This is a genomic window from Pseudomonas citrullilanati, from assembly GCF_030580855.1.
Classification (GTDB): Bacteria; Pseudomonadota; Gammaproteobacteria; order Pseudomonadales; family Pseudomonadaceae; genus Aquipseudomonas; species Aquipseudomonas citrulli.
In genome coordinates this window covers 13,030-32,405 of the sequence record NZ_JAUQOP010000035.1, presented here as the reverse complement: position 1 = coordinate 32,405, position 19,376 = coordinate 13,030, and the positions used below count along the sequence as shown (strand labels likewise).

Here is a 19,376-nt window from a genome sequence, read left to right as displayed (position 1 = left end):
TGAAAGCGGTGCGCCTTTTACTTGTCGCTTGCAGCGTGTCACTTGCCGCTAAATTAATTCAAATGTTCGACGCGAATACGGACCACCGGGCCGACCACGCCCTGGAGCGCTTCGAGCGCGGCGATGGCGTCGTTGATGCGCTGCTCGACCACGCGGTGGGTCAACAGGATCATCGGCACCAGGCCGTCGTGTTCCTCGACTTCCTTCTGCATGATCGACTCGATGTTGATCCCACGCTCGGACAGGATACTCGCCACCTGGGCCAATACGCCCGGATGGTCCTTGGCCTGGATCCGCAGGTAGTAGGAGCTTTCGCACGCCTCGATCGGAAGAATCGGGTGGGCCGACAACGAGTCCGGCTGGAAGGCCAGGTGCGGTACACGGTTTTCCGGGTCAGAAGTCATGGCGCGAACCACGTCCACCAGGTCGGCCACCACCGAGGAAGCCGTCGGCTCCATGCCGGCACCGGCGCCGTAGAACAGCGTCGAACCGGACGCATCGCCGTTGACCATCACCGCGTTCATCACGCCATTGACATTGGCGATCAGGCGATCGGCCGGGATCAGGGTCGGGTGCACGCGCAACTCGATGCCACTGGCGGTGCTGCGCGCCACGCCCAGGTGCTTGATGCGATAGCCGAGGGCTTCGGCGTAGTTCACGTCAGCGGTGGTCAGCTTGGTGATGCCTTCGGTGTAGGCCTTGTCGAACTGCAACGGGATACCGAACGCGATGGACGCCAGGATCGTCAGCTTGTGCGCCGCATCGATGCCCTCCACGTCGAAGGTCGGATCGGCCTCTGCGTAACCGAGGGCCTGGGCTTCGGCGAGCACGTCCTCGAAGGTGCGACCCTTCTCGCGCATCTCGGTGAGGATGAAGTTGCCGGTGCCGTTGATGATCCCCGCGACCCAATTGATACGGTTGGCCGACAGGCCTTCACGAATCGCCTTGATCACCGGGATGCCACCGGCCACGGCGGCTTCGAACGCCACGATCACGCCTTTCTCGCGGGCCTTGGCGAAAATTTCATTACCGTGAACGGCGATAAGCGCCTTGTTCGCGGTGACCACATGCTTGCCATTCTCGATGGCCTTGAGTACCAGCTCGCGGGCAACGGTATAGCCGCCCACCAGCTCTACGACGATGTCGATCTCAGGGTTCGTGGCCACTTCGAAGACATCGTTGGTAATCGCAATACCGGTCGTCTGGAACTGAGGCTTTGGCGTGCGCATGGCAATTTGTGCCACTTCGATTCCACGCCCGGCACGACGAGCAATTTCCTCGGCGTTGCGCTGAAGTACGTTGAAGGTGCCGCCACCGACGGTACCTAACCCACAGATGCCTACTTTGACCGGATTCACTCTTGACTCCCCATGAAACGGCCGACGCAAGGGTCGGCCGTGAATACAGCCGCGCAGCAACGCGGCTTTGTGTTTAACGGCCCGGCGAAGGTTTTCGCCGAGCCGTGACCTTAAAGCGGATCACCCATGATCATTTGGCGCCAAGGGCCAGTTTGGCGACTTGTGGCGCCGGCTGGTAGCCCGGAATCACCTGGCCATCGGCTAAAACGATGGCCGGCGTACCGTTCACACCGATGGACTGGCCAAGGGCGAATTGCTTGGAAACCGGGTTCTCGCACTTGGCGGCCTTGATTTCCTTGCCATCGACCATCTTGTCCATGGCCGCTTTCTTGTCCTTGGAGCACCAGACCGCCTGCAACTGCTCGTCACCCGGCGAACCCAGGCCCTGGCGCGGGAACGCGACGTAGCGCACCTCGATACCGCGCTTGTTCAGCTCCGGCACTTCGGCGTGTAACTTGTGGCAATACGGGCAGGTGGTGTCGGTGAACACGGTGATGTGGGACTTGGTTTCGCCAACGGCCGGGTAGACCACGGTTTCGGCGACCGGGATGCCGTTGATCAGCTTGGAGATGCCCTGGCGCTCGGTGATCTCGGTGAGGTTGACCGGCTTGCCGTCCTTGAGCTCGAACAAGTTGCCCTGGACGATGTATTGCCCGTCGGCGCTGGCGTAGAGCACGCGGCTGCCCTTGAGCTTGACTTCATACAGGCCGGACATCGGGCTGGCCGAAATGGCTTCGATCGGCACTTCGAGCTGAAGGTTTTCCAGGCTCTTGCGGATAGCCTTGTCGGCCGCGTCGTCGGCGATGGCAAAGGTACTGGCCAGCGCAATGGCGGCGGCGGTGAACATCTGGATCAAGCGCATGAGGACTCCTGAGGCGAACAAATGGGACGAGGAAACGCCGACCCTTGGATTCGGGTTCCAGCCGCCCACCGTGCAAACCGGCAAAGCCTACCACATAAGGCCCGCGTGGCCGAATGCCGGTGATGCAAGGCATTGGTGGAGGCTTTTCTGTGGTAGCTGAACCTGTGGTGGCTGAACCTGTGGGAGCTGAACCTGTGGGAGCATGCCTGTGGGAGCATGCCTGTGGGAGCATGCCTGTGGGAGCATGCCTGTGGGAGCATGCCTGTGGGAGCATGCCTGTGGGAGCATGCCTGTGGGAGCAAGGCTTGCCCGCGATGAACGATGACGCGGTTCAGCTGTTACACCGCGGCGCTGCCATCGCGGGCAAGCCTTGCTCCCACAGGTTCGACTCCCACCGGCCTTGCTCCCACAGGTTCGACTCCCACCGGCCTTGCTCCCACAGGTTCGGCTCCCACCGGCCTTGCTCCCACAGGGGATTTCATTCAGCCGCGCGGATGATGCTTGGCATGCAGGTCCTGCAAGCGCGCCCGGGCGACGTGGGTGTAGATCTGGGTGGTGGAGAGGTCGCTGTGGCCCAGCAGCATTTGCACCACCCGCAGGTCGGCGCCGTGGTTGAGCAGGTGCGTGGCGAAGGCGTGGCGCAGGGTGTGGGGCGAGAGGGATTTGCCGATGCCGGCCACCTTGGCCTGGTGCTTGATGCGGTGCCAGAAGGTCTGGCGGGTCATCTGGTCGCCGTTGCGGCTCGGGAACAGGACGTCGCTGGGACGCCCGCCCAGCAGTTCGTGGCGAGCATCGCGCAGGTAGCGCTCGACCCAGACGATCGCCTCTTCGCCCATCGGCACCAGGCGCTCCTTGCTGCCCTTGCCCATCACCCGCAGCACGCCCTGGCGCAAGTTGACCTGTTCCAGGGTCAGGCTGACCAGCTCGGTGACGCGCAGCCCACAGGCGTACAACACCTCCAGCATGGCCCGGTCGCGCTGGCCGATGGCTTCACTGAGATCCGGGGCCGCCAGCAACGCCTCCACGTCGGCTTCCGACAGGGATTTGGGCAGCGGGCGCCCCAGTTGCGGCATCTCCACGCGCAGGGTCGGATCCACCGCAATCAGCTTTTCCCTAAGCAGATAGCGATAAAACCCACGCAAGCCGGAGAGAAACCGTGCCGTCGAGCGGGGTTTGTAGGCCTGCTCCAGACGCCACGCCAGGTGATCGAGGATCAGTTCCCGACCGGCATTGACCAATTCCAGGTGCCGTTCCTGCAGCCAGCCGTTGAACAGCGCCAGGTCGCTTCGATAGGCATTGCGGGTGTTGTCCGACAGCCCCTTCTCCAACCACAAGGCATCGAGGAACTGGTCTATCAGGGGGTGATCGATGGCTGGCATTTAAGACTCATGACGGATGCAGGCACAGGCAGGGTGCTCAAAGAGCCAATCGCAGGCAACAAAAAAGCAGCCCGCAGGCTGCTTTTTTTGCATCGGAAGCTGGACTTAAGCCAGTTTTTCCTTGATGCGCGCTGCTTTACCCGACAGGTCGCGCAGGTAGTACAGCTTGGCTTTACGCACGTCACCGCGACGCTTCACAGCCATGCTGTCGATTTGCGGGCTGTAGGTCTGGAAAGTACGCTCTACGCCAACACCGTTGGAGATTTTACGAACGGTGAAAGCACTGTTCACGCCGCGGTTACGCTTGGCGATAACGACGCCTTCGAACGCTTGCAGACGGGAACGATCACCTTCCTTCACTTTCACCTGAACGACAATGGTGTCGCCCGGGGCAAAGGTAGGGATCTCTTTGGTCATCTGCTCTGCTTCGAGTGCAAGGATGATTTTGTTAGTCATGCTGTGCTCCTAAGGCAAGTCTCGGACTTACCATCGATACGTTGTTAACTATCGTCCCGCTCGCGGATGTATTCCTCGAGCAGCTTCTTCTCTTCTCCAGAAAGCGAGCGGCTTTCCAGAAGATCGGCGCGTCGTTCATAGGTCCGGCCAAGGGACTGCTGTAAACGCCAACGCCGGATGTGCGCGTGGTTGCCACTCAGCAACACGTCGGGAACACGCTGATCCGCATACACCTCCGGTCGGGTGTAGTGCGGGCAATCCAGCAGACCATCCGTAAAGGAATCTTCCTCAGCGGAATCTGCATGCCCTAAAGCTCCAGGCAGCAGTCGTGTAACCGCGTCGATCAGGACCATCGCCGGCAGCTCGCCGCCAGACAGAACATAGTCGCCAATCGACCACTCTTCATCGACATGAGCTTCAATGAAACGCTCGTCAATGCCTTCATAACGGCCGGCAATCAGGATCAATGCATCCGAATTCGCCAGCTCGCGTACCGCCGACTGAGTCAGCTGGCGGCCTTGGGGCGACAGGTAGATCACCTTCGCACCCTCCCCGGCTGCCGCCCTGGCCTGAACCAGTGCATCTTCCAGGGGCTTGATCTTCATCACCATGCCCGGACCACCGCCAAACGGGCGATCGTCCACAGTGTGATGCCGATCCGTGGTGTAGTCCCGCGGATTCCAACAGGTGAGCTGCAACAGCTCCTGTTTCACCGCGCGGCTGGTTATGCCGTACTCGCTGATGGCGGAAAACATCTCGGGAAACAACGTGATGACTTCAACGCGCAAATTGGCCACGTTCAGAAATCCGCATCCCATTCCACCTTCATCTCGCCCGCCTCCAGGTCGACGGCCAACACACATTGCTCGGTATAGGGCAACAGGCGTTCGCGATCATCCAGGCTGCCGACGCAAGGCTTGACCACCAGTACATCGTTCGAACCGGTCTCGAGCAGGTGATCGATCTTTCCGAGCAGTTGCCCGAGCGAGTCGATAACCTTCAGACCCACCAGCTGGTACCAGTAGTACTCGCCGTCGGTCAGTTCAGGGAACAGGTTGCGCGGCACGCAGATCTCATAACCGGCCAGAAGACGCGCTTCTTCACGATCATCGAGACCCTTGAGCTTTGCGACCAGGAACTTGTCGTTCCCGCGTCCGCTGACCAGCTCCACCTGTTTCACGCTGCCTTCGCGCTTGAGCGTCCAGGCTTTGTAGTCCAACAGGTTCTTGATCGGATCAGTAAAGGAATACACCTTCACTTCGCCGCGAACGCCATGAACAGAATAAATCTTGCCGACAACGATCAGGTCGTCAGCCGCTTTTGGCGTCGCGTTCATATAGCTCAGGCCGCGGCCTTGGCCGATTCCTTCAACAACTGAGCAACGCGCTCAGAAGGTTGTGCACCCACGCTCAGCCAGTAGGCTACGCGCTCTTGGTTCACGGACAGACGAACTTCCTGACCACGGGCGATAGGGTTGAAGAAACCAACCTGCTCTTTGTGGGAACCGTCGCGCGGGTTGCGGCTGTCGGTTACGGTCAGGTGGTAAAACGGGCGCTTTTTGGAGCCGCCAAGGGCAAGACGGATTGTTAGCATGTGAACATCGTTCCTGTAGTCGGTGCTGCAAATCTAAATGCACAGCGGGCATGGGTGCCCGAAAGGCCGCATATTCTAAGGAATATCCTGACTTTTGCAAATGACTTTTTCCGGCGACTGCCGGCCTGCCATTCAGATCTGCCGCGATCAGCGCCCGCCGGCGGCGGGTTGGCTGGAGATCCCACGTCCCCGTGGGCAGCGCCGGCATGGCTGCCGGCGCGAGGATCCTTACAGCTTGGGCATGCCGCCGCCGGGCAGCATGCCGCCCATGCCGCGCATCATCTTGGCCATCCCGCCCTTGGCGGAGAATTTCTTCATCATCTTCTGCATCTGCTTGTGCTGCTTGATCAAGCGACCGATGTCCTGCACCTGGGTGCCGGAGCCCATGGCGATACGGCGCTTGCGCGAACCGCTGATCAGCTCGGGGTCGCGGCGCTCGGCCGGGGTCATGGAGTTGATGATGGCTTCCATCTGCTTGAACTGCTTTTCAGCCGCGCTCTGGGCGTTGCCCATTTGCGCCAGGTTCACGCCACCGATGCTCGGCAGCTTGTCCATGAGGCCGCCGAGGCCGCCCATGTTCTTCATTTGTTGCAGCTGGTCGCGGAAGTCCTCGAGGTCGAAGCCCTTGCCCTTCTTCAGCTTCTTGGCCAGCTTATCGGCCTTTTCCTTGTCGAGAGTCTGTTCGGCCTGCTCGATCAGGCTGAGCACGTCGCCCATGCCGAGGATGCGCGAAGCGATACGCTCGGGGTGGAACGGTTCGAGCGCCTCGCTCTTCTCGCCCATGCCGATGAACTTGATCGGCTTGCCGGTGATGGCGCGGACCGACAACGCGGCACCGCCACGGGCATCGCCGTCGACCTTGGTCAGGATCACGCCGGTCAGCGGCAGCGCATCGCCAAACGCCTTGGCGGTGTTGGCCGCGTCCTGGCCGGTCATGGCATCGACCACGAACAGGGTTTCCACCGGATTGATCGCGGCATGCAATGCCTTGATCTCGCCCATCATCTCGTCATCGATGTGCAGGCGACCGGCGGTATCGACGATCACCACGTCGATGAACTTGAGCCTGGCTTCCTTTATGGCGGCCTGGGCGATGTCCACCGGCTTCTGGCTCAGGTCGGACGGGAAGAAGGTCACGCCGATGTCGTTGGCCAGGGTTTCCAGCTGCTTGATCGCCGCCGGACGGTAGACGTCCGCGGACACCACCATCACCGACTTCTTCTTGCGCTCCTTGAGCAGGCGCGCCAGCTTGCCGGCCGTGGTGGTCTTGCCCGCGCCCTGCAGGCCGGCCATCAGCACCACGGCGGGCGGGACGGCGCTCAGGTTCAGGTCTTCGTTGGCCGCGCCCATCAGGCTTTCGAGTTCGGCCTGGACGATCTTCACGAACGCCTGGCCCGGCGTCAGGCTGCGCGACACCTCGGTGCCGACGGCGCGTTCCTTGACCGAGTTGACGAAGTCCTTGACCACCGGCAGCGCGACGTCGGCTTCGAGCAACGCCATGCGCACTTCGCGCAGGGTGTCTTTGATGTTGTCCTCGGTCAGTTTCGCCTTGCCGGTGACATGGCGCAGCGTCTGCGAGAGACGGTCGGTTAGGTTTTCAAACATGCGCGATCCTTTCAGGCCCAGATGAGACCGGGATAATGGCGGCCCAGACCGTGAAAAATGTGCTCGGCGAGCCTGCGGCGTGGGCAGGTCGCGGATTATAGCGAAGAAGCGTGCGTCGTACACCTGCCGGTCTTTCGTGTGGCGGGGGTTCTATGCCAAACTCAGCGACTTTCGGGCCTGCCTAACAGGATTTATGCTCCCCTTGCCACCCAGCTTGCTTGCCACACTCGCCGCCGCCTGCCTCTACGCCGCTGCGACCCTCTATCAAGGCACCCGCCTGGCCTCCGGCGCCAAGGCGAACAAGCGCCTGCTGGTCACGCTTGGCGTGCTGGCGGTGCTCGGCCACGCGGCCAGCCTTTATACCCACCTGATGACGCCGATCGGCCTGGGCCTGGATTTCTTCAACGCCGCCAGCCTGATCGCCGTGGCCGTGATTGCCCTGACGCTGCTGGCCTGCTCGCGCATCCCGGTGGAAAACCTCCTGGTGCTGCTGTTCCCGCTGGGGCTGGCGACGGTGCTGCTGGCGCAGTTCGCGCCGTCGGGCACGGTGCAGGTCATCGACGAGGAGCCGGGTATCCTGGCCCACATCCTGCTGTCGGTCCTCGCCTATGGCCTGTTCACCATCGCGGTCTTCCAGGCCTTGCTGCTGCTGGTGCAGGACCACCAGCTCAAGAACAAGCACCCGTCCGGGCTGATCCGCAACTTCCCGCCGCTGCAAACCATGGAAAGCCTGCTGTTCGGTTTCCTCTGGGCCGGCTGGACGCTGCTGTCGCTGTCGCTGATCTCCGGTTGGCTGTTCGTCGAGAACCTGTTCGCCCAGCACCTGGTGCACAAGACCCTGCTGGCCTGCCTGGCCTGGGTGGTCTTCAGCGTCCTGCTGTGGGGTCGCAACCGCCTGGGCTGGCGCGGCCACAAGGCCATCCGCTGGACCCTCGCCGGCTTCTGCCTGCTGATGCTCGCGTACTTCGGCAGCAAGCTGGTGCGCGAATACATCCTGCATGTGTGACGGACGGCCCTGATGGATACGTTGCCCGTGGCGCCGCTGCTCGCCGTGTGGGTCGTGCTGATCCTCTGGTCGGCCCTGTTCACCGCCGTGGAAGCGGCCCAGCAGCACCTGCTGGCCCAGCGCAAGGCGTCCCGGGCCACTGACAAACCCGTCGCGCCGCTGAAGTTCGCGCTGATCAGCCTGGTCCTGTGCAACACCCTGTGCCGCACCCTGGCCGTGGTCATCGGCACCTTGCTGGGGATTTTCGCCTGGCTGGAAAACGGTCCCTGGGCCGCCTGGCTCGGCACCAGCGTCGCCTTGCTGGTGTTCGCCGACTACCTGCCGCGCACCCTGGCCAGCCGCCATCCCGATGCGGTGCTGGGGCTCGGCAACGCCTTGCTGGGCGTGCCGCTGAAGATCCTTTATCCGCTGGCCTGGCTGCTCGACGCCATCAGCCAATTGCTGCTGCGGCCATTCGCCCGCAAGGCCAGCGTGGTGCAGCAGAGCGACGACGAAATGCCCACGCCGCCGCGCAACGAGCACGAACCCGAGCACAGCGGCGGCCGGTTGCACCCGATTTCCGGCATCCATGCCCTGGACAACATCACCGTCAACGACATCCTGGTCCCTCGCAGCGAGGTCGACGGGATCAACCTCGACGATCCCATCGACGAGATCATCGAGCAGTTGCGCCTGAACCGGCGGACTCGCTTGCCAGTGTTCCACAGCGATATCAACCAGGTCGAAGCGGTGCTCAATACCCGCCAGATCCGTCATCTGCTGGCCGACGCCAGCCTGACCAAGGAGGCCCTGCTGGCCGCCTCCCACGAACCCTACTTCGTACCGGAAAGCACCCCGCTGCAGTTGCAGCTGCTGAACTTCCACAAGCAGCAACGGCGCCTGGGCATGGTGGTGGACGAATACGGCGAGGTGCTGGGCATCGTCACCCTGGAAGACATCCTCGAAGAGATCGTCGGCGAGTTCGAAAGCGAGCACAGCCTCGACAATCCCCACGTGCATCCCCAGCCCGATGGCCGCCTGATGATCGACGGCGCGGCGTCGATCCGCGAGCTGAACCGGACCCTCGGCTGGCACCTGCCGTGCGACGGCCCCAAGACCCTCAACGGGCTGGTGACCGAAGCGCTGGAAACCATTCCCGAAAGCCCGGTGTGCCTGAAGATCGGTCGCTACCGGCTGGAAATCATCGAGACCGTGGACAACCGCGTCAGCCAGGTACTGGCGTGGCATAACAGTTCGGTGCCTGCTGTTTTATGAGCCCCAGTAGGCACCGTGTGGAACACTGTTGTGGCGAGGGGATTTATCCCCGCTGGACTGCGAAGCAGTCCCCAAAAACGGTGCGCCGAGCCTGACGCAACTGGGCCAGCAGTTTGAGGGCCACTGCGCACCCCAGCGGGGATAAATCCCCTCGCAACAATACATATTGTCGAATCGTTAGCCCCCTTCCTATACTCAAGCCGCTTATCGAACCCTGCGTCTACCCTGCACTCAGCCGGTTCCCGCCCGACCATCGGCAAAATCCGCATCAGTCCTGCGACTGTTCCTACCCGAAACAGCGAAAGGATTCCCGCCCACATCCCTGGGTGTTCGACCATAATAATTCGCTCCCACGGAGCACATGACTGTCAGGGACAACTGCATGACCACCACGACCTGCAACGACGCCGTGCCTGCCCAGCCGACGAACTCCGCCACCCGCGTGGCCACCGCGAGCTTCATCGGCACCGCCATCGAGTTCTACGACTTCTACGTCTACGCCACCGCCGCCGCCCTGGTGATCGGGCCGGTGTTCTTTCCACAAACCTCCGGCACGGCACAGATGCTGTCGTCGTTCCTGACCTTCGGCATCGCCTTTCTCGCCCGTCCACTGGGCTCGGCGCTGTTTGGCCACTTCGGCGACCGGATCGGGCGCAAGTCCACGCTGGTGGCGTCCCTGCTGCTGATGGGCGTGTGCACCACCCTCATCGGCGTGCTGCCCGGCTACGCCAGTATTGGCGCCTGGGCCCCGGTCCTGCTGTGCCTGCTGCGTTTCGGCCAGGGCCTGGGCCTGGGCGGTGAATGGGGCGGCGCGGCGCTGCTCGCCACCGAGAATGCGCCGAAAGGCAAGCGCGCCTGGTTCGGCATGTTCCCGCAACTGGGCCCCTCCATCGGCTTCCTGGCGGCCAACGGGCTGTTCCTGAGCCTGGCCATGGGCCTGGATGACGAGCAGTTCCGCGCCTGGGGCTGGCGCATTCCATTCCTGCTCAGTGCCGTACTGGTGATGGTCGGTCTTTATGTGCGGCTCAAGCTCCACGAAACCCCGGTGTTCGCCAACGCCGTGGCCCGCCAGGAACGGGTGAAAGTGCCGTTGGTCGAGCTGTTCAGCCAGTACTGGGCGCCGACCTTGCTGGGCGCGGCGGCGATGGTGGTGTGCTACGCGCTGTTCTATATCTCGACGGTGTTTTCCCTGAGCTACGGCGTGGCCACCCTCGGCTACAGTCGCGAGACCTTCCTCGGCCTGCTGTGCTTCGCCGTGCTGTTCATGGCCGCCGCCACACCGCTTTCGGCCTGGGCCAGCGATCGTTACGGACGCAAGCCGGTGCTGATCGGCGGCGGCCTGCTGGCGATTGCCTCGGGCTTCCTCATGGAACCCCTGCTGACCCAGGGTTCGACCGGCGGCGTGGCGTTGTTCCTGTGCATCGAGCTGTTCCTGATGGGCGTGACCTTCGCCCCCATGGGCGCCCTGCTGCCGGAACTGTTCCCGACCCACGTGCGCTACACCGGCGCCTCGGCGGCCTACAATCTGGGTGGCATCGTCGGCGCCTCGGCCGCTCCGTTCTTCGCCCAGAAACTGGTGGCGATGGGCGGCTTGAGCTATGTCGGCGGCTATGTCTCGGCGGCCGCCCTGCTCAGCGTCATCGCCGTGCTGTGCCTGAAGGAAACACGCCACAACGACTTGAACCAGGTCGCCTAGGCGGTTGGCGTGGCGAGGGCTCCATGCCTCGCCACGCCAACCTGTCCCCTGCCTGAACAGCCGCCGATGAAATAACCACTAACAATCGCCCGCCATTGAAACCAGCCCCCACCTGCCCCATCTAAGACCCATACTCCATTGCGCAGGTGCCCCATGAGCGACCAGCACTCTACTGAAACCGCGAACGATTACGCAGACTCCGAACACATCGAACATTCCGCCTCCGGCACCGGCCTGGCCCTGCCCGGCCAGAACCTGCCGGACAAGGTCTACATCATCCCCATCCACAATCGCCCCTTCTTCCCGGCCCAGGTGCTGCCGGTCATCGTCAATGAAGAACCGTGGGCCGAAACCCTGGAACTGGTGGCCAAGTCCGAACACCATTCCCTGGCGCTGTTCTTCATGGACACGCCCCAGGAAGACCCGCGCCATTTCGATACGTCGGCGCTGCCGCTGTACGGCACCCTGGTCAAGGTCCACCACGCCAGTCGTGAAGGCGGCAAATTGCAGTTCGTTGCCCAGGGCCTGACCCGGGTGCGCATCCGCACCTGGCTCAAGCACCATCGCCCACCGTACCTGGTGGAAGTCGAATACCCGCACCAGCCCAGCGAGCCGACTGACGAGGTCAAGGCCTACGGCATGGCGCTGATCAATGCCATCAAGGAACTGCTGCCGCTCAACCCGTTGTACAGCGAAGAGCTGAAGAACTACCTCAACCGCTTCAGCCCCAACGACCCGTCGCCCCTGACCGATTTCGCCGCAGCCCTGACTTCCGCCACCGGCAGTGAGTTGCAGGAAGTGCTTGACTGCGTGCCCATGCTCAAGCGCATGGAGAAAGTCCTGCCGATGCTGCGCAAGGAAGTCGAGGTGGCGCGCCTGCAGAAAGAGATTTCCGCCGAGGTCAACAACAAGATCGGCGAACATCAGCGCCAATTCTTCCTCAAGGAACAGCTCAAGGTGATCCAGCAGGAGCTGGGCCTGACCAAGGACGACCGCAGCGCCGACCTCGAACAGTTCGAGCAACGCCTGGAAGGCAAGACGCTGTCGATCCAGGCGCAGAAGCGCATCGAGGAGGAAATGAACAAACTCTCCATCCTGGAGACCGGTTCGCCGGAATATGCTGTCACCCGCAACTACCTGGACTGGGCGACCTCGGTGCCCTGGGGCGTATACGGCCAGGACAAGCTCGACCTCAAGCATGCGCGCAAGGTGCTCGACCAGCACCACGCCGGGCTGGACGACATCAAGGACCGGATCCTGGAGTTCCTCGCCGTTGGCGCCTACAAGGGCGAGATCAGCGGTTCCATTGTCCTGTTGGTGGGCCCGCCCGGCGTGGGCAAGACCAGCGTCGGCAAGTCCATTGCCGAATCCCTGGGGCGGCCGTTCTACCGCTTCAGCGTCGGCGGTATGCGCGACGAAGCCGAGATCAAGGGGCATCGGCGCACCTACATCGGCGCCCAGCCGGGCAAGCTGGTGCAGGCGCTTAAAGATGTCGAAGTGATGAACCCGGTGATCATGCTCGACGAAATCGACAAGATGGGCCAGAGCTACCAGGGCGACCCGGCTTCGGCCTTGCTGGAAACCCTCGACCCGGAACAGAACGTCGAGTTTCTCGATCATTACCTGGACATGCGCCTGGACCTGTCCAAAGTGCTGTTCGTCTGCACCGCCAACACCCTGGATTCGATCCCCGGCCCGCTGCTGGACCGGATGGAAGTCATTCGCCTGTCGGGCTACATCACCGAAGAGAAAGTCGCCATCGCCAAGCGGCACCTGTGGCCCAAGCAACTGGCCAAGGCCGGGGTGTCCAAGGGCAGCCTGAGCATCAGCGACAGCGCCCTCAAGGCCCTGATCGACGGTTACGCCCGTGAAGCCGGGGTGCGCCAGTTGGAAAAACAACTGGGCAAGCTGGTGCGCAAGGCGGTGATCAAGTTGATCGACGAGCCGAAGGCGGTGATCAAGCTCGGGCCGAAAGACCTAGAGGCGTCCCTGGGCAAACCGGTGTTCCGCAATGAACAGGTGTTGTCCGGCGTCGGCGTGATCACCGGCCTGGCCTGGACCAGCATGGGCGGCGCGACCCTGCCGATCGAAGCGACGCGCATCCATACCCTCAATCGAGGCTTCAAGCTGACCGGGCAACTGGGCGAGGTGATGAAAGAGTCGGCGGAAATTGCCCACAGCTACGTCAGCTCCCACCTCAAGCAATTCGGTGGTGACCCGAAGTTCTTCGACGAAGCCTTCGTGCACTTGCACGTGCCGGAAGGCGCCACGCCCAAGGACGGCCCGAGCGCCGGCGTCACCATGGCCAGCGCCCTGCTCTCCCTGGCCCGCAACCAGCCACCGAAGAAAGGCGTGGCGATGACCGGCGAACTGACCCTGACCGGGCACGTGCTGCCGATTGGCGGGGTCCGTGAGAAAGTGATCGCGGCGCGCCGGCAGAAGATCAACGAACTGATCCTGCCGGAAGCCAACCGGGGCAACTTCGAAGAACTGCCGGACTACCTAAAGGACGGCATGACGGTGCATTTCGCCAAGCGGTTCACGGATGTGGCGAAGGTGTTGTTCTGATAGAACGGTAGCGCCTGTGCAGGCCCCATCGCGGGCAAGCCTTGCTCCCACAGGGTCAATGTTGTTCACAGATTGGGTGTGCGACAAAGATTGTGGGAGCAAGGCTTGCCCGCGATGGCGCCATCAGCTCCCAACCATTCCCAGCTGACACACCCAGTATCATCTTCGGTTATGCTCGCCGTTCGTCGTGAATGCTGGAGCCCCTATGACCCCCACTCGCCTGCTCGTCCCCCTCAGCCTCGCCCTGCTGAGCGCCTGCGCCACGCAAACCAGCAACAACGTGACCGTGGAAAAACTCAGCCAGTGCCCGGTAAGGCTCAATAACGGACAAAACCTGATCCTGAGCCTGCCCAGCAACCCCACCACCGGGTATCGCTGGGCGATCCAGGATTCGGCGGGCGGCGTGCTGAAAAGCCTTGGCCCCGAGGTCTACCGCAATCCGGAAGACGCCGGCATCGTCGGCGCTGCCGGTGTGTCCACCTGGCGCTTCCAGGCATTCGCCGCCGGCACCGGCCGCCTGCGCCTGACCTATCAACAACCCTGGGCACCGGAAGTGCCGCCCGTGGAAACCTTCGACTGCGCCATTGCGGTGAACTGACCGTGGGTTGGCTGATCCTGGCGCTGATGGGCGCGGCCACCTATCTCTATGGCCTGGCCATGCACGCCACGCTGTTGTGCCTGTTGGTCAAGCCCATGCCGGTGCTGGCCCTGCTGGGCTGGTTGCACGATGCGCCGCCCGGCGAATACCGGCGCTGGATCAGCCTCGGGCTGATTTTTTCGCTGGTGGGCGATGTGCTGCTGGCCTGGCCCGGGGACCTGTTCGTGTTCGGCCTGGGCGCGTTCCTGTTGGCGCACCTGGCCTACCTGAAAGCCTACCTCGGTGACAGCCGCCGGCCGGCGCTGCTACCGCTCGCGCTGGCGCTGGGCATCGGCGCGCTGCTGTTGGGCGTCCTGGTGTCCAGTGGCCTCGGGCCGTTGCTGATCCCGGTAGTGGTTTATGGCCTGGTCATCAGCGCCATGCTCTGGCGCGCGCTGGCGCGACTGGGCACCCAGGTCCCCCGGCGCTCGGCCTGGCTGGCCGCCGCCGGCGCGCTGGCCTTCGTGGTGTCCGACAGCATGATCGGCATCAACCGCTTCGTCGCGCCCTTCCACGCCGCGCCCTACCTGATCATCCTCAGCTATTGGCTGGGCCAATGGGGCATCACCGCCTCGGCGTTCAGCCGAAAGCCATACTGAAAAAGATTAATGTGGGCGAGAGCGCTGTGGGCAAGGCTCTGTGGGAAGGCTCTGTGGGAGCAAGGCTTGCCCGCGATGAACGATAATGCGGTCTTGCTATAGACCGCGGTGCCTTTATCGCGAGCAAGCCTTGCTCCCACAAAACTCGCTCCCACAGCTTTTTTGGTTAAAATGCCGGCCTTTTCACCACCCTGCCGCTGGAACCATCGTGAGCAAAGAGCCCGATCGCCTATTCGCCCAACCCTTGGCCCAGGTGCCTGACTTCGCCTTCAACGAAGACGTGGTGCGGGTGTTTCCGGACATGATCAAGCGGTCGGTGCCGGGCTACCCGACCATCGTCGAGAACCTGGGCGTGCTCGCCGCGCAATTCGCCCAGCCAGGCAGCGTGCTCTACGACCTGGGCTCGTCCCTGGGCGCGGTGACCCAGGCGCTGCGCCGCCACGTGCGCACCGACGGTTGCCGGGTCATCGCTGTGGATAACTCGGCGGCCATGGTCGAGCGCTGCCGCGAATACCTGAACGGCCAGGATTCGATGTTCCAGGAATTGCTCCCGGTCGAGGTGGTCGAAGGCGATATCCTCGCCCTGGCGTTCCAGCCCGCCTCGGTGGTGGCATTGAATTTCACCCTGCAATTCATCGCCCCCGAGCAGCGCACCGCGTTGCTGGGCCGCATCCGCCAATCGCTGCTGCCTGGCGGCGCGCTGATCCTGTCGGAAAAGCTGCGTTTCAACGACGCCCAGGAGCACGCGTTGCTCACCGACCTGCACGTGGCATTCAAGCGCGCCAACGGCTACAGCGAACTGGAAATCGCCCAGAAACGCAGCGCCATCGAAAACGTCATGAAACCTGACAGCCTTGAAGAACACCGCGAGCGCCTGCTGGCGGCCGGGTTCTCGAAAGTCGTGCCCTGGTTCCAATGCCTTAACTTTGCCTCGTTGATTGCCCTGCCATGATTGATCTGTCCCCCCTCGCCCGCCATCTGGCCGGCACGCCCCTGGCCGATTGGGCCGCCACGTTGCAGGCGCAGCTCGACCGCAAGATGGAAAAGGGCCACGGCGACCTGGAGCGCTGGCAGAGCGCCCTCGATGCGCTGCCGGTTTTGCAGCCCACCACCGTCGACCTGCTGAACGGCCTGACGCTCGACACCGATTGTTCCGACGAAACCCGGGTGCAAATGCGCACCGCGCTGATGGGCCTGTCGCCCTGGCGCAAAGGGCCGTTCGACCTGTTTGGCGTGCACGTGGACACCGAATGGCGCTCGGACTGGAAATGGTCGCGGGTGGCGCCGCACCTGGACCTCAAGGGCAAGCGTATCCTCGATGTGGGCTGCGGCAATGGCTACTACATGTGGCGGATGCTCGGGGCCGGGGCCGACACCGTGATCGGCGTCGACCCCAACTGGCTGTTCTTCTGCCAGTTCCAGGCGGTGCAGCGCTACCTGTCGCAGCCCAACGCCTGGCACTTGCCGTTCCCGTTCGAAGACCTGCCGCCGGATCTCGAAGGTTTCGACACGGTGTTCTCCATGGGGGTGTTCTACCATCGCCGCTCGCCGATCGAACACTTGCTCGCGCTCAAGGACTGCCTGGTCAAGGGCGGTGAGCTGGTGCTGGAGACCCTGGTGATCGAGGGCGATGAACATCAGGTGCTGGTGCCCGAGGATCGCTACGCGCAGATGCGCAACGTGTGGTTCCTGCCCTCGGTGCCGGCCCTGGAACGCTGGCTGCGCCGCGCCGGGTTCAGCGACGTGCGCTGCGTCGACGTCAGCCTGACGACGGTGCAGGAACAGCGCAGCACCGAATGGATGAAGTACCAGTCGCTGAGCGACTTCCTCGACCCCGCCGACCACGGCAAGACCATCGAAGGGCTGCCGGCGCCGATGCGGGCGGTGATTGTGGCGCGTAAATAAATCGCCGAGCCCCCTGTGAGAGGGCCTCTGTGAGAGGGCCTCTGTGGGAGTGAACCTGTGGGAGTGAACCTGTGGGAGTGAACCTGTGGGAGTGAACCTGTGGGAGTGAATCTGTGGGAGCAAGGCTTGCCCGCGATGACGGGCACCGCGATCTATAGCAAGGCCGCGTTATCGTTCATCGCGGGCAAGCCTTGCTCCCACGGATGTTCGCTCCCACGGGGTCGTGTTCAGTCTTTGGCTCTGCGGGCCTTGAAAAACTCGCTCAACACCACGCTGCACTCCTCCGCCAACACCCCACCCTCGAACAACACCCGATGATTCAAGAAGCCCTGGCTGAAGAACTGCCCCTGGCTCTGGACAATGCCGGCCTTGGGTTCCAGGGCGCCGTAGACGACCCGGGCGATGCGTGAGTGGACGATGAGGCCGGCGCACATGCTGCATGGCTCCAGCGTGACGTAGAGGGTGCTGCCCGGCAGGCGATAGTTGCTCACGGCCTGGGCGGCGGCGCGGATGGCGACCATTTCCGCGTGGGCGCTGGGGTCGTGGCCGCTGATCGGGCAATTGAAGCCGCGCCCGATGATCTCGCCATCCTGCACCAGCACCGCCCCCACCGGCACTTCGCCCAGGGCCGCGCCTTGGGCGGCAAGGGCCAGGGCTTCGCGCATGAAGTCCTGGTCACGGCTGCGGTCGATGATTCTGGCGGGGCGAACCTGGCGCATCACGCCACCTCGATCGCGGCCATCAGACCGGTTTCCATGTGGTCGATCACGTGGCAATGGAACATCCACACCCCCGGGTTATCCGCCACCAGTGCCACCTGCGCCCGCTCGTTCTTGCCCAGCAAATAGGTATCGGTGAAATACGGCACCACCTTGTGCCGGTTGGACGCAATCACCTTGAAGCTCATGCCGTGCAAATGGATCGGATGCTGGTACTGGGTCATGTTCTTCAATTCGAAAATGTAGCTCTGGCCTTTCTTCAGCGTGGCAATCGGCCGGTCGGCGCAGGTCTTGTCGGTGATGTCCCAGGCCTTGCCATTGATCTGCCACAGGCTCGGCGGCTTGCCGTTGTCCACGTTGACCGACACCGAACCGACCCATTCGAAATTGAAGTTGAGTTTCTCGGCATTGGCCAGGTCCGGCTCGGCCACCGGATTGGCGGGCAGCGCGGGCGGCCACTGGGTGGGGGCATCGTTATTGGCCACCGAACGCAAGGTACCCAGGCGCACCGGGCCGTTGCGCAACGACAGTTCTTCCCCGGCCGGCGGCGCCTTGATCGCCAGGCAAATGCGCATGCCCGGGCCCAGCCAGTATTCCTTGCCCAACGGGCGCGGTTCGATGGGGTTGCCGTCCAGCGCATAGATCTGCGCTTCAACGCCGGGAATATTGATGCGGTACGTCAGCGTGTTGTCCAGGTTGAGCAGGCGCACCCGGGTGATCTGCCCGGCCGGCAGGTCAATCACCGCCTGCGGCACGCCATTGATGGTCGCCAACCGCCCGGCGGTACCGCCACGGGCCGCTTCGCGGGGAACACTGAATTCGACGAACGCGCCCTGTTCATCCACGTGCCAGCTCTTGAGGCTCAGGGTCTGTTCGTATTTGAAACCGGTGGGTTCACGCTCCTCGACGATCAACGGCCCCACGAGGCCACGGCCTAGCTCCTCGCTGCTGTTGACGTGAGGGTGGTACCAATAGCTGCCAGCGTCCGGCACGCGGAACTTGTAGTCGAAGTACTCGCCCGGCAGCACCGGCAATTGCGAGACGTAAGGCACGCCGTCCATCTCCAGCGGCAGGCGGATCCCGTGCCAATGGATCGTGGTGGCCACCGGCAGGTGATTGATGAACCGCACCCGCAACCACTCGCCCTGGCGCACCCGCAGCTCTGTGCCCGGCGCCGAAGGCCCGAATGCCCAGGCCGGGGTCTTGTGCCCGGCCACCAACTCCACGTCCAGGGGCGCGGCGATCAATTCGTAGTCGTGGCCAGCCTCGGCATCCGCCCGCTTGCCCAGCCAATACCGCGATGCGCCTCCCGCGCCAACGCCTACAACAACAAGACCGGCCAGGCCACCGAGGATTTGGCGACGGGTAAAGGACATGAACGCAACCACCTATTGAATCTGCGCGGACCGGCGGGTCCGCAAAAGGCGAATACGATACACCCGCAATTGGGAAAGATTAAGTGAAGGATTGTCGCGCTGGCTGGTTGGATGCGCCAAGGGCGCCCAATGGGCGCCCTTCCAACCTGGGTGGTCATCCCACCAGAGTGTCCAGTTCTTCGAAAACCAAACCCGGCGACCGCCGACCTTCTTTCGCGACGAGTAGTGCAATTGTCGACGACGCGTCGTAATGCTCGCGCATGATCCGGAATCGTAGCCAAAGGTGACGGTACCGGCGGCAGTCACCGGCAGAAGCCATCACAAGCAGAGGAAACCGTCAGCTCGGCAAAATGAAAAGCCCTG

At 62.9% G+C, this 19,376-nt stretch carries 18 protein-coding genes; 8 read left to right on the top strand and 10 right to left on the bottom strand.

Features of this window, described 5'->3' with window-relative positions:
• Positions 1-53 precede the first annotated feature (53 nt).
• From Q6A48_RS20350 to ffh, 8 genes are all read right to left on the bottom strand, one after another.
• Entirely contained in the window at positions 54-1,358 is a 1,305-nt protein-coding gene (locus tag Q6A48_RS20350) for a homoserine dehydrogenase (RefSeq protein WP_042730056.1), read from the bottom strand.
• Between the two features lie 130 nt (positions 1,359-1,488).
• A complete protein-coding gene (locus Q6A48_RS20345) occupies positions 1,489-2,220 on the bottom strand; it encodes a DsbC family protein (protein ID WP_042730057.1) in 732 nt (243 codons plus the stop codon).
• Positions 2,221-2,702: 482 nt separating this feature from the next.
• Positions 2,703-3,599, bottom strand: a complete 897-nt coding sequence (gene xerD / locus Q6A48_RS20340) for a site-specific tyrosine recombinase XerD (protein WP_304556031.1) — start codon at positions 3,597-3,599, stop codon at positions 2,703-2,705.
• A gap of 105 nt (positions 3,600-3,704) precedes the next feature.
• The gene (rplS, locus tag Q6A48_RS20335) at positions 3,705-4,055 is read right to left on the bottom strand and encodes a 50S ribosomal protein L19 (RefSeq protein ID WP_003175895.1); all 351 of its coding nucleotides are present in this window, start codon (positions 4,053-4,055) and stop codon (positions 3,705-3,707) included.
• A 44-nt stretch (positions 4,056-4,099) separates the two neighbouring features.
• Complete coding sequence (trmD, locus tag Q6A48_RS20330; protein ID WP_181289115.1) at positions 4,100-4,873, bottom strand: tRNA (guanosine(37)-N1)-methyltransferase TrmD; 774 nt, start codon at positions 4,871-4,873, stop codon at positions 4,100-4,102.
• Positions 4,855-5,391, bottom strand: a complete 537-nt coding sequence (rimM, locus tag Q6A48_RS20325) for a ribosome maturation factor RimM (RefSeq protein ID WP_304556029.1) — start codon at positions 5,389-5,391, stop codon at positions 4,855-4,857. The genes trmD and rimM overlap by 19 nt, the downstream gene beginning before the upstream one ends.
• Before the next feature lie 5 nt (positions 5,392-5,396).
• The gene (gene rpsP, locus Q6A48_RS20320) at positions 5,397-5,648 is read right to left on the bottom strand and encodes a 30S ribosomal protein S16 (RefSeq protein ID WP_007927680.1); all 252 of its coding nucleotides are present in this window, start codon (positions 5,646-5,648) and stop codon (positions 5,397-5,399) included.
• A 228-nt stretch (positions 5,649-5,876) separates the two neighbouring features.
• Positions 5,877-7,253, bottom strand: coding sequence for a signal recognition particle protein (gene ffh / locus Q6A48_RS20315; protein WP_304556028.1), 1,377 nt, complete (start codon positions 7,251-7,253; stop codon positions 5,877-5,879).
• 193 nt (positions 7,254-7,446) lie between these two features.
• Between ffh and Q6A48_RS20310 the strand changes: the two genes are divergently transcribed.
• From Q6A48_RS20310 to cmoB, 8 genes are all read left to right on the top strand, one after another.
• A complete protein-coding gene (locus tag Q6A48_RS20310) occupies positions 7,447-8,259 on the top strand; it encodes a cytochrome C assembly family protein (RefSeq protein WP_304556027.1) in 813 nt (270 codons plus the stop codon).
• A gap of 12 nt (positions 8,260-8,271) precedes the next feature.
• Positions 8,272-9,513: an HlyC/CorC family transporter gene (locus tag Q6A48_RS20305; RefSeq protein WP_304556026.1), complete on the top strand. Its 1,242-nt coding sequence runs from the start codon at positions 8,272-8,274 to the stop codon at positions 9,511-9,513.
• 382 nt (positions 9,514-9,895) lie between these two features.
• Positions 9,896-11,209 (top strand): MFS transporter, encoded by a 1,314-nt coding sequence (locus Q6A48_RS20300; protein WP_304556025.1) that lies wholly within the window; start codon positions 9,896-9,898, stop codon positions 11,207-11,209.
• 153 nt (positions 11,210-11,362) lie between these two features.
• A complete protein-coding gene (gene lon / locus Q6A48_RS20295) occupies positions 11,363-13,777 on the top strand; it encodes an endopeptidase La (protein ID WP_304556024.1) in 2,415 nt (804 codons plus the stop codon).
• 205 nt (positions 13,778-13,982) lie between these two features.
• A complete protein-coding gene (locus Q6A48_RS20290; RefSeq protein WP_304556023.1) occupies positions 13,983-14,375 on the top strand; it encodes a protease inhibitor I42 family protein in 393 nt (130 codons plus the stop codon).
• Positions 14,376-14,377: 2 nt separating this feature from the next.
• Complete coding sequence (locus tag Q6A48_RS20285) at positions 14,378-15,013, top strand: lysoplasmalogenase (RefSeq protein WP_304556022.1); 636 nt, start codon at positions 14,378-14,380, stop codon at positions 15,011-15,013.
• 208 nt (positions 15,014-15,221) lie between these two features.
• Positions 15,222-15,965: a carboxy-S-adenosyl-L-methionine synthase CmoA gene (gene cmoA / locus Q6A48_RS20280; protein ID WP_304556021.1), complete on the top strand. Its 744-nt coding sequence runs from the start codon at positions 15,222-15,224 to the stop codon at positions 15,963-15,965.
• Positions 15,962-16,918, top strand: coding sequence for a tRNA 5-methoxyuridine(34)/uridine 5-oxyacetic acid(34) synthase CmoB (gene cmoB, locus Q6A48_RS20275; RefSeq protein WP_304556020.1), 957 nt, complete (start codon positions 15,962-15,964; stop codon positions 16,916-16,918). The genes cmoA and cmoB overlap by 4 nt, the downstream gene beginning before the upstream one ends.
• A 227-nt stretch (positions 16,919-17,145) precedes the next feature.
• On the opposite strand, the gene tadA is transcribed toward cmoB, so the two are convergent.
• Positions 17,146-17,637, bottom strand: a complete 492-nt coding sequence (gene tadA / locus Q6A48_RS20270) for a tRNA adenosine(34) deaminase TadA (RefSeq protein WP_304556019.1) — start codon at positions 17,635-17,637, stop codon at positions 17,146-17,148.
• Positions 17,637-19,013, bottom strand: coding sequence for a multicopper oxidase family protein (locus Q6A48_RS20265; RefSeq protein ID WP_304556018.1), 1,377 nt, complete (start codon positions 19,011-19,013; stop codon positions 17,637-17,639). Before Q6A48_RS20265 ends, tadA begins: the two co-directional genes overlap by 1 nt.
• Between the last annotated feature and the right edge of the window lie 363 nt (positions 19,014-19,376).

Bases quoted from the DNA above. Each gene is read 5' to 3' on its own strand.
- Q6A48_RS20345 (WP_042730057.1), bottom strand. From the start codon at position 2,220: ATGCGCTTGATCCAGATGTTCACCGCCGCCGCCATTGCGCTGGCCAGT.
- xerD (WP_304556031.1), bottom strand. From the start codon at position 3,599: ATGCCAGCCATCGATCACCCCCTGATAGACCAGTTCCTCGATGCCTTG.
- rplS (WP_003175895.1), bottom strand. From the start codon at position 4,055: ATGACTAACAAAATCATCCTTGCACTCGAAGCAGAGCAGATGACCAAA.
- trmD (WP_181289115.1), bottom strand. From the start codon at position 4,873: ATGGGATGCGGATTTCTGAACGTGGCCAATTTGCGCGTTGAAGTCATC.
- rimM (WP_304556029.1), bottom strand. From the start codon at position 5,391: ATGAACGCGACGCCAAAAGCGGCTGACGACCTGATCGTTGTCGGCAAG.
- rpsP (WP_007927680.1), bottom strand. From the start codon at position 5,648: ATGCTAACAATCCGTCTTGCCCTTGGCGGCTCCAAAAAGCGCCCGTTT.
- ffh (WP_304556028.1), bottom strand. From the start codon at position 7,253: ATGTTTGAAAACCTAACCGACCGTCTCTCGCAGACGCTGCGCCATGTC.
- Q6A48_RS20310 (WP_304556027.1), top strand. From the start codon at position 7,447: ATGCTCCCCTTGCCACCCAGCTTGCTTGCCACACTCGCCGCCGCCTGC.
- Q6A48_RS20305 (WP_304556026.1), top strand. From the start codon at position 8,272: ATGGATACGTTGCCCGTGGCGCCGCTGCTCGCCGTGTGGGTCGTGCTG.
- Q6A48_RS20300 (WP_304556025.1), top strand. From the start codon at position 9,896: ATGACCACCACGACCTGCAACGACGCCGTGCCTGCCCAGCCGACGAAC.
- lon (WP_304556024.1), top strand. From the start codon at position 11,363: ATGAGCGACCAGCACTCTACTGAAACCGCGAACGATTACGCAGACTCC.
- Q6A48_RS20290 (WP_304556023.1), top strand. From the start codon at position 13,983: ATGACCCCCACTCGCCTGCTCGTCCCCCTCAGCCTCGCCCTGCTGAGC.
- cmoB (WP_304556020.1), top strand. From the start codon at position 15,962: ATGATTGATCTGTCCCCCCTCGCCCGCCATCTGGCCGGCACGCCCCTG.
- tadA (WP_304556019.1), bottom strand. From the start codon at position 17,637: ATGCGCCAGGTTCGCCCCGCCAGAATCATCGACCGCAGCCGTGACCAG.
- Q6A48_RS20265 (WP_304556018.1), bottom strand. From the start codon at position 19,013: ATGTCCTTTACCCGTCGCCAAATCCTCGGTGGCCTGGCCGGTCTTGTT.